Annotated in this window: 8 protein-coding genes; 5 read left to right on the top strand and 3 right to left on the bottom strand. The window is 71.4% G+C overall.

Features of this window, described 5'->3' with window-relative positions; translation table 11 throughout:
• The first annotated feature begins 60 nt into the window (after window positions 1-60).
• Complete coding sequence (locus VN520_RS31275) at window positions 61-1,317, top strand: hypothetical protein (RefSeq protein WP_325750303.1); 1,257 nt, start codon at window positions 61-63, stop codon at window positions 1,315-1,317.
• On the opposite strand, the gene VN520_RS31270 is transcribed toward VN520_RS31275, so the two are convergent.
• The gene (locus VN520_RS31270) at window positions 1,314-2,795 is read right to left on the bottom strand and encodes a glutamate--cysteine ligase (protein ID WP_325750304.1); all 1,482 of its coding nucleotides are present in this window, start codon (window positions 2,793-2,795) and stop codon (window positions 1,314-1,316) included. The two genes, VN520_RS31275 and VN520_RS31270, sit on opposite strands and share 4 nt — an antisense overlap.
• Window positions 2,796-2,904: 109 nt before the next feature.
• Here VN520_RS31270 and VN520_RS31265 point away from each other — a divergent pair, with 109 nt between their 5' ends.
• A complete protein-coding gene (locus VN520_RS31265) occupies window positions 2,905-3,630 on the top strand; it encodes an esterase family protein (RefSeq protein ID WP_325750302.1) in 726 nt (241 codons plus the stop codon).
• A 58-nt stretch (window positions 3,631-3,688) separates the two neighbouring features.
• Here the strand turns inward: VN520_RS31265 and VN520_RS31260 are convergent, their stop codons facing one another.
• Entirely contained in the window at window positions 3,689-4,900 is a 1,212-nt protein-coding gene (locus VN520_RS31260) for an ATP-grasp domain-containing protein (protein WP_325750301.1), read from the bottom strand.
• A gap of 11 nt (window positions 4,901-4,911) precedes the next feature.
• Entirely contained in the window at window positions 4,912-6,138 is a 1,227-nt protein-coding gene (locus VN520_RS31255) for a hypothetical protein (RefSeq protein WP_325750300.1), read from the bottom strand.
• 80 nt (window positions 6,139-6,218) lie between these two features.
• On the opposite strand from VN520_RS31255, the gene VN520_RS31250 reads away from it, so the two are divergent.
• The 3 genes from VN520_RS31250 to VN520_RS31240 all read left to right on the top strand — a co-directional run.
• On the top strand, window positions 6,219-7,442 hold the full coding sequence (locus VN520_RS31250) for a hypothetical protein (protein ID WP_325750299.1): 1,224 nt from the start codon (window positions 6,219-6,221) through the stop codon (window positions 7,440-7,442).
• Window positions 7,443-7,453: 11 nt separating this feature from the next.
• Complete coding sequence (locus VN520_RS31245; protein ID WP_325750298.1) at window positions 7,454-8,380, top strand: hypothetical protein; 927 nt, start codon at window positions 7,454-7,456, stop codon at window positions 8,378-8,380.
• Window positions 8,377-9,195: alpha/beta hydrolase-fold protein (locus VN520_RS31240; RefSeq protein WP_325750297.1), on the top strand; the 819-nt coding region annotated here is incomplete at its 3' end. The genes VN520_RS31245 and VN520_RS31240, both read left to right, overlap by 4 nt.

Raw genomic sequence — 9,195 nt, 5'->3', positions numbered from 1 at the left:
TCGCGTCCGCCCAGGTCAGGGGGCGGCGCGGGAGGCCCCGCCACCGTTGGAGGAGCGTCGATGTCCGACCACCAGCACCTCATCGGGCTGCTCCTCGGGACCGAGGAGGACTGGCCCACCGCCTTCGAGGCGATCGTGCGCCGCCTCGGCACCGTGCACGACGGGACCGGCGCCGCTCACCGGTACGACGTCGAACGGATCACGGTCGAGCCGTTCGACCTGTGCGCCAAGCCGCGCTACGACCTGGTCATCGACCGCCTGGCCTACTGGTACTACCACCCCCGTGAGTGGCTGAAGAAGGCGGCGCTCATGGACGACGTCTACCTGCTCAACAGCCCCTTCACCTTTCAGAGCATGGAGAAGCACGCGGCGTACTGCGCCATGCTGCGGCTGGGGCTGCACGTGCCGGACACGGTCCTCGTGCCGTACAAGAACCCACCCGAGCACGCCAAGTACGCCTACACGGCGGAGAAGTACAACCAGCCGTTCGACCTGCACGCGATCGCCGAGCGCATGGGCTATCCGCTGTTCATGAAGCCCTATGACGGGGGCGCGTGGGTCGGGGTCACCATGATCCGCAACCCCGAGGAGCTGCAGGCGGCCTACGACGCCTCCGGGCAGCGCCTGATGCACCTGCAGAAGGCCGTGGCGGGATACGAGGTCTTCGCGCGGAGCCTGTCCATCGGCGCCGAGACGATGGTCATGAACTTCGACCCCGACCAGCCGATGCACGGCCGGTACTCGGTCAGCCACGACTTCCTGGACGCGGCCACCGGCGAGGAGACGGTCACCATCGGCAAGCTGGTCAATGCGTTCTTCCGCTGGGAGTTCAACTCCTGCGAGACGCTGATCAGGGACGGCGTCGTGTATCCGATCGACTACGCCAACGCCTGCCCGGACATCGCGCTGACCAGCCTGCACTACTACTTCCCGTGGGCCATCAAAGCGCTCATCCGGTGGTCGGTGTTCTGCACGGCCACCGGCCGCCGGCCGCGGCTGGACCTCGAGACCCGGCGGTTCTTCGAGATCGCCGATCGCCCCGACCTGAGCTACGGGGAGAAGCTGCAGGCCTACGGCGGGCTGGCCAACGAGTACTTCCAGACGGAGGCCTACTCCGACTTCTGCGCCAGCCGGCTCGCGCACCTCGACGAGGTGGTGCTCGACTGGGTCCGCGGTCCCGACTTCGACCGGCTGCTCGTCGACACGGTGCGGTCCACGTTCCCCCCGCACGAGCACGACCACTTCATCGCGCACTACCGAGGGCTGCTCGGGATGTGGATGCGCGACGAGGAGAACCGGCTGAACCGCACCGCCTAGCCCACTGGCCAGTCGGCGACCGGCTCGTTGGCGTGCATGTGCTCGCTGTAGCGGCGCAGCATCTCCCGCAGCGAGTCACGGCGGTCCAGCGGCTGCCGCTGCTCGTCGATCCGGTGGAACGTCTCGGCCTGCCACTCCGCGCCGTTGCGGTGGGCGGTGCAGCGGCGCTCGATGGCGCCCAGCAGCCGGTCGCTGACTGCGGTGTCCACGCCCTGCTCCGCCAGGCCCTGCTGGGCCATCGGCAGCAGCCGCCGCAGCACCAGCTCGGTGACCGGCACGGTGCCCAGGCCCGGCCAGTACAGCTGGGCGTGGATGCCGTGCCGGGCGCCCTGCGTGAAGTTGTCCTCCGCGGTGGCGAACGACATCTGCGACCACACCGGCCGGTCCTGGACGGCCAGGGTGCGCAGCAGACCGTAGTAGAAGGCGGCGTTGGCGAACACATCGACGATGCTCGGCCCGGCGGGCAGCACCCGGTTCTCGATCCGCAGGTGCGGCCTGCCGTCGTGGATGTCGTACACCGGGCGGTTCCAGCGGTAGATGGTCCCGTTGTGCATCCGCAGCTCGGACAGCCGGGGGACGTCGCCGCGGTCGAGGGCGGCGGTGGGGTCTTCTTCGTCGCAGACCGGCAGCAGGGCGGGGAAGTAGCGGACGTTCTCCTCGAAGTGGTCGAAGACCGAGGTGATGAAGCGCTCGCCGAACCAGACCCGGGGCCGGACGCCCTGTGCCTTGAGCTCCTGCGGCCGGGTGTCGGTGGCCTGCTCGAACAGCGGGATGCGGGTCTCCCGCCAGAGCTCCTTGCCGAAGAGGAACGGCGAGTTGGCGCCGAGCGCCACCTGGACGCCGGCGATGCACTGCGCGGCGTTCCAGTGGGCCGCGTAGTCCTGCGGGCTCACCTGCAGGTGGAACTGGGTGCTGGTGCAGGCCGCCTCCGGGGCGATCGTGTCGGCGTGCAGGTCCAGCCGTTCGGGCCCGTCGATCGCGATGTGCAGGTCCTCGCCGCGTGCGGCGAAGATCTGCTCGTTGATCAGCGCGTAGCGCGGGTGGGCGGTGATCGCCTCGGCGGTGACGTGCTCGGGGTCGAGGGTCGGCAGCGTGCCAATCATGATGATGTGCGCCCCGATCTCCCGGGCGCGCTCCTCGGCGTCGTTGAGGCTGCCTCGCAGCTCCTCCTCGAGCTCGGCGGCGGCGGTGCCGGCCAGCGATGTCGGGCGCACGTTCATCTCGATGTTGAACTGGCCCATCTCGGCCTGGAAGACCTCGTCGGCGATCGCGGCGAGAACCTCCTCGTTGCGCATCGCCGGGTCCTGGTTGGCGTCGACGAGGTTGAACTCGATCTCCGTGCCGGTCAGCGGGCGCTCGAAGTCGAACTTCGACTCGTTGAGCATGCGGCCGAACACGTCCAGGCAGCGCCGTAGCTTCTCCCGGTAGCGCAGCCGATCCGCGCGCGAGAACGTCCGGGCCTCGACCTCTTCGCCCACGCCGGTGGCCTCCCGTCGTCCGTCCTGTGCGGTCAGGTTGGCACGGAACCGGCTGGTCGGCAGCCCGGTCGCGCTGCCGCGTCGCGGCGGCCGTGCCAGGGTGGACGACGTGAAGGTCACCGACAGCTGGTACTCCGAACGTCTGGAGCAGCCGATCGGTCTGGCCCGGTGGGGTCACTACGGCACACCGGTCCTGGTCTTTCCCACCGCGGGCGGGGACGCAGAGGAGATCGAGCGCAACGGGGTGATCGGCGCCGTGTGGCCGATGATCGAGGCCGGCCGGATCAAGGTCTACTCGTGCGACAGCGTCGCCGGCCAGGCGATGGTGGCGAAGACCGGCTCGCTCGAGTACCGGATGTGGCTGTTCAACCAGTTCCACCACTGCGTCCGGCACGAAGTCGTCCCGGCCATCCGCACGGACATGGGGGGTGACGAGGCCCCGATCGTGGCGGCGGGCGCCTCCATCGGGGCGTTCAACGCCCTCGCCGTGCTCTGCCGGTTCCCGGACATGTTCCGCGCCGCCGTCGGCATGAGCGGCACGTACCGGATCCAGCGGTTCCTCGACCACCAGTTCTCGCCGGACCTGTTCTTCTCCTCGCCGCTGGACTTCCTGCCGGGGATGGAGGGCGAGCAGCTCGACAAGCTGCGGACCCGGTTCGCGATCCTCGCCTCCGGGCAGGGCGCGTGGGAGGACGTCGACTCCTCGTGGGATGCAGGCGCCGTGCTCGGCCGCAAGGGCGTGCCGAACCGGGTCGACGCGTGGGGTGAGGAGTGGCCGCACGAGTGGCCCACCTGGCGGCGGATGCTCCCGCAGTACCTGGAAGAACTTCTCTAGGCCCCTTGCAGGGTCCCATCGTGAGCTTGCGAACGGTGGGGGGCAGGGGGTCCTTCTGCTAAGCCGCGAACATCTGGAAGTCGCCGGCGAACGCCTCGGTCATCTCGATGACCTGCTGCAGCTCGGGATGCCGGACGACGATCATGCCGTCGCCGGTGACCGTCGAGCGCCAGTCGCGGCGCGCCGCACCGACCGGCAGCAGGTCCAGCAGCGCGACGTGCTCGCCGTACCGGCCGAGCAGCGCGTCGAGGCCCTCGGAATGGGTGATCCGCCCCTCGCCGCGGGCGCGCTTGAAGATCGCCCCCGCGTTGTACCGGCGCTCCAGCGGCGGCATGGACCCGTGGACGACGGCCTGCGCCCAGCCGGCGTAGGTGTCGCCGTCCGTGGCGAAGTTCATCAGGTCCACGACGCGGGCCCCGGGCGGACGGGCCCCGATCTCGCCGAACACGGCCTCGCCGTCGGCCTTCAGGTACCACTCCATGTGCGTGAAGCCGGAGCGGAACCCGAGCGCGGCGAGCACCGCCTCGCCCATCCGCCGTCCCCCGGCCAGCTGGGGCACCGACAGGTCGCGCAGCGAGATCGACACCGGGCTGACCCACTCGTGCATGCGCATCTGCAGCGGACGCGGCCTGTACCACAGCACGTGCTCGAAGAGGATCCGCCCGTCGGCGCAGATGGTGTCGAAGGTGAACTCCTCCCCGTCGACGAACTCCTCGACGCTGACCTCGGGGACGTGCCGCAGCTGGGGGAGCACGGCGGTGAGCTCCTCGGCGGTGTCGACCCGGAAGGTGTCGGCCGAGCCGGCGCCCGCGATCGGCTTGACGATGAGCGGGTAGCCGACCTGCTCGGCGGCCGCCCAGACCTCGGCGACGGTGCGCGCACTGACGTGCCAGGGCGTCCGGATGCCGGCGGCGTCGAGCACCCGCTTCATCGTCTCCTTGTCGCGGAACGGCACGGTCTGCTCGACGGAGAGGCCGGGCAGCCCGAAGGTCTCCCGGATCCTGGCCGCCAGCAGCATGTACGGCTCCCAGAGGCACTCCACCTGGTCGATCGAGGCGTGCCGGGACAGCCCGTGCAACGCCGCGAGCACCGCGCCCTCGTCGGCGAGGTCCACGTGCTCGTAGTGCGCGAGCGACTCGCGGGCGGCGTCCGGCAGCGCGTGCGGCGGCTGGTCGCCGACCCCGATGACCCGGGCACCCACCCCGGCCAGCGCCCGGGTGAAGTACGCCATCTCGGCCGGGTAGCCGGGGGAGAGCATGACGATGTTCATCGGACCTCCGGTCAGGCCTCGGCCAGCTCGATGCGGACGCCGTCGACGATGCGGCGCAACGCGTCCTCGACCACCGCGGTGTCGGGGTCGCGCACCATCGCGTACCCCTCGCCCAGATAGTCGGCGGCGGCGGGCTGTCCCGGCTGCGGCAGCCGCGCCTCCACCACCAGGTGCCCGATCTGCTGCTGGACCGCCTCGATGCCGTGCACCGCGCGCACCCGCCCGTGCCCCATCCCGCGCAGGTAGGCGGTACCGGTCGCGAACCGCCGCTCAGGCACCTCGAACCGGCCGAGGATCGCCAGCTCGGCCCAAGCGCGGTACAGGTCGAAGTCGTGCGTGTAGCCGTGCATCGACGTCAGCTGCGCCCCGGGCGGCCGGGCGGCCACCTCCGAGACGGCGACCGAGCCGTCGGGCCGGGCGAACCACTCCATGTGCGTGAGCGCGTCGGTGACCCCCAGTGCCTTGAGCGCCGCCGGTCCCCACCGGTGGATGCCCTCGTACCGCGGGCCGGTGACGTCGCGGGGCAGCAGGACCGTCCACTGGATCCACGGGTTGCGCAGCACCTCCAGCGGCGGCGGACGGTAGTCCGCGATCGACGACCACACGGTCGCCCCGCCGATCGTGACGCTGTCGAACGTGTGCTCGTCGCCGGTGAGGAACTCCTCGAGCAGCGCGGGGTCGTCCTCGCCCAGCGGCACCGCTGCCAGCCAGCCCCGCAGCGTGTTCTCGTCGTCCAGCCGGAACGTGGACTGCGCGCCCGCACCCGCCGGCGGCTTGGCGACCAGCGGGAACCCGACCTGGTCGGCGAAGGCCGTGGCCTGCCCGGGGTTGCGCACGAGCGCGTGCCGGGCGCACGGGATGCCCGCGGCCTGCAGTGTCTCCTTCATCTGCGACTTGTCGCGCACGTTGTGCGCGGTGCGGACGTCCATGCCCTCGATCCCGAGGTGCTCGCGGACCTGCGCCAGGGGCACCTGCAGCTGCTCGAGGGCGCCGACCAGCCGCTCCACCCGGCCCAGCTGCCCGGCGAGGCCGTCCACCGCCCAGGCCAGCTGACGCGGGTCGAGCGGGTCGTCGATCCGCCAGTGGCCCGCCAGCCGCTCGCGCAGGTCCGGGGGGATCCGTTCCACGGGTTCGCAGGTGACCAGCCCGAGCCGGACACCCGGCAGGTCCGCGGCGACGGAGACGAACCGCGCCGTCGCCTCCAGCAGGTACGGCGCGACGAACGCGGCGACGACCATGGGCGGACGCTACGCCCAGCGGCCGGTCCCGGCAGTTCAGCGCGGTGGCCGCACCCGCACCGTCCTCCTAGGCTCCCGGCATGAACGTGGTCTTCGTCGATCCGGCGTTCCCGTCGACGCAGCGCCACTTCGTGCGCGCCCTGGCCGACGTGGGGGCGTCGGTCTACGGCGTCGGCGACCGCCCGGGCGAGTGGCTGGACGACGAGCTGCGGTCGTGGATGTCGCACTACCACCACGTCCCGAACGTCACCGACGTCGGCGCGCTCACCGACGCCGTCCGGTGGATACAGGACAAGGTCTGGATCGACCGTCTCGAGGCCACCATCGAGTCCCACACCATGGCCGCCGCGCAGGTCCGGGAGAACTGCTCGATCCCCGGGACGTCGGTGCGGACGGCCTGGCTGTGCCGCGACAAGCCGTCGATGAAGGAGGTGCTCCGGGCCGCCGGCGTGCCGACGGCGGCGTCGACCGCGGCGTCGACCGCCGAGGAGGTCCGGTCCTTCGCGCGGGAGGTGGGCTACCCGCTCATCCTCAAGCCGCGCAGCGGTGCCGGCGCGCTGGACACCACTCGGGTCGACGCCGACGCCGAGCTGGACGCGGCGCTGGGCATGTTCGGTGCCCAGCAGGTCGACTCCATCGCCGTCGAGGAGTTCGTCGAGGGGCACGAAGGCTTCTACGACACCCTCTCCGTCGACGGCGTCCCAGCGCTGGACTTCGTGTCGCACTACTTCCCGAACGTGCTCGAGGCGATGCGCACCCGCTGGATCTCCCCGCAGTTCGTGACGACCAACCGGATCGACTCGGTGGCCGACTACCAGGAGCTGCGCGACATGGGGCGGCGGGTCAACGAGGCGCTCGGGATCGGCACCAGCGCCACGCACATGGAGTGGTTCTTCGGGCCGAAGGGGCTGAGGTTCAGCGAGATCGGCTGCCGGCCGCCCGGCGTCGGCGCCTGGGACCTCTACTCGGCCGCCAACGACCTCGACGTCTATCGCCAGTGGGCCGACTCGATCGTCCACGGCCAGGTCTGGGGGCAGCCGTCCCGGCAGTACTCGGCCGGCATCGTGGCCCTGCGCCCCGAGCGGGACGGCACCATCTCCGGCTACTCGGGCGTCGACGAGATCCACGGCCGCCACGGGCAGTGGGTGCTGGACGCGCACCTCCCGCCGCCCGGGACGCCGACCCAGCCGGAGACCGCCGGCTACATGGCCAACGCCTACGTCCGCATGCGGCACCCTGACTTCGACAGGCTGCGCGGGATGCTCGACGACGTCGGGCGCACCGTCCACGTCCACGCGAACTGAGGCCCGCGGCGGTGACCCCTTCGATCACGCTGCTCGGGCCCCAGCGGCGGCCGACCCTGGACCGGGTCCTCTCCTCCTTGGGCATCGACGGGCCGGTGGCCGTCGTCAACGCCGGCTGGCAGGAGCGGGAGTCCGACGACGCCGAGATCCTCGCCCTGGCCGGCGGGCAGGCGGTGAACCTGCGGTTGTTCTCGCGCTGGATGGACGCCCTCCGGGCCGATCCCGAGTACGCCGCGGCCGAGCGCGAGCACCGGCAGGTGCTCGACGAGCTCCGGCAGCTCTACCTCATCCGGTTGGACCACGCGCTGCAGGCGGAGTCCGCGGTGACCGCGCGCACCGATGGGCACGCGCACACGCTGGCCATGGCCTCCGCCGACGCGATGGAGGCGGTGCGACTGCTCGATGCGACGCATCTGGCCAGGGTCGCTGAGCTGCACGACGACTTCTACGGGACCTGGCGGCTGGAGGAGCGGGGCACGATCGCCGCGCATCGCGCGGAGGTGCGCGAGCTGCTGTCGGGCGCGCAGTGCCTGGTCGTCGCGGGCGGGCACGTCGGCGACCTGATCAGGGTCCTGCACCTGTTCCACCTGTCGCCGCACGTGCCCCCGCGGGTCGTGGCGTGGTCGGCGGGCGCGATGGCGCTGACGCCACGGGTCGTGCTGTTCCACGACCGGGCGGCGCAAGGCGCCTCCCTGACCGAGGTCTTCGACGCGGGGATCGGGGTGGTCGCCGGCCTCGTCCTGCTGCCGCACGCGCGGCGGCGGCTGTTGACCGATGACGTGCTCCGGATGTCGGTGCTGGCCCGCCGGTTCGCGCCGGACTCGTGCCTGGTCCTGGACGACGGTGTCCGGGTCGACCTGGGTCCCGACGGTGCGCTGCCACCGGATGCCCGGGTGGTCGGCGTCAACGGGCTGATCACCGAGGGGACGGCGGCATGACCACGGCTCGGGCCGGTTCCGGGGAGCTGGCCATCCACCGGCTCACGTCGGCCACACCCCTGGACGCCGAGGCGGTCGACCGGTTCCTCGGCCAGCACGAGATCCCAGTGGTCGAGGGCGACCGGTGCACCTTCCTGTGGCGAGGTGAGGCGGACGAGGCGTGGGTCTGCCAGCGGATCGTCGGGCTGCCCGACCGGATCCTGATGCACCGGGTGCACGGCACCGACCTGTGGCAGCTGGTGCTCGAGCTGCCGGAGGGCTCGCGGGTCGAGTACCAGATCGAGATCCGGCGGGGCGAGCACTACGAGCGATTCAACGACCCGCTCAACGAGAAGCGGTCGCACAGCCCGATGGGCTCGTCGTCGGTCTGCTTCGCCGCGGGCTACCAGACGCCGGACTGGGTGCTGCCGGACCCCGAGGCGCGCCCCGGCGAGCTGAAGGACCTCGTGCTGCGCAGCCGCGCGCTCGGCCGCGACGCGCACGTCACGCTCTACCTGCCGGCCCGGTTCCGGCCCACGGCGTCCTATCCGCTGCTCGTCGTGCACGACGGCGGGGACTTCCTGCAGTACGCCTCGATGAAGACCGTCCTGGACAACCTGATCCACCGGCTCGACGTCGCGGAGACCGTGGTCGCCTTCACCCACCCCGGCGACCGTTTGGACGAGTACGCGAACTCCGCGGCGCACTCCCGGTTCCTCACCCAGGAGCTGGTCCCGGAACTGGAATCGTCGCTCCCACTCGTCGGGCAGCGTGCCGGGCGGTGCCTGCTGGGCTCGTCGTTCGGTGGGGTCGCGACGCTGGCGGCGGCGTACCGG

The organism is Streptomyces sp. (genome assembly GCF_035563135.1).
Lineage (GTDB): Bacteria > Actinomycetota > Actinomycetes > Streptomycetales > Streptomycetaceae > Streptomyces.
This window is presented reverse-complemented; position numbering and strand designations above follow the sequence as displayed.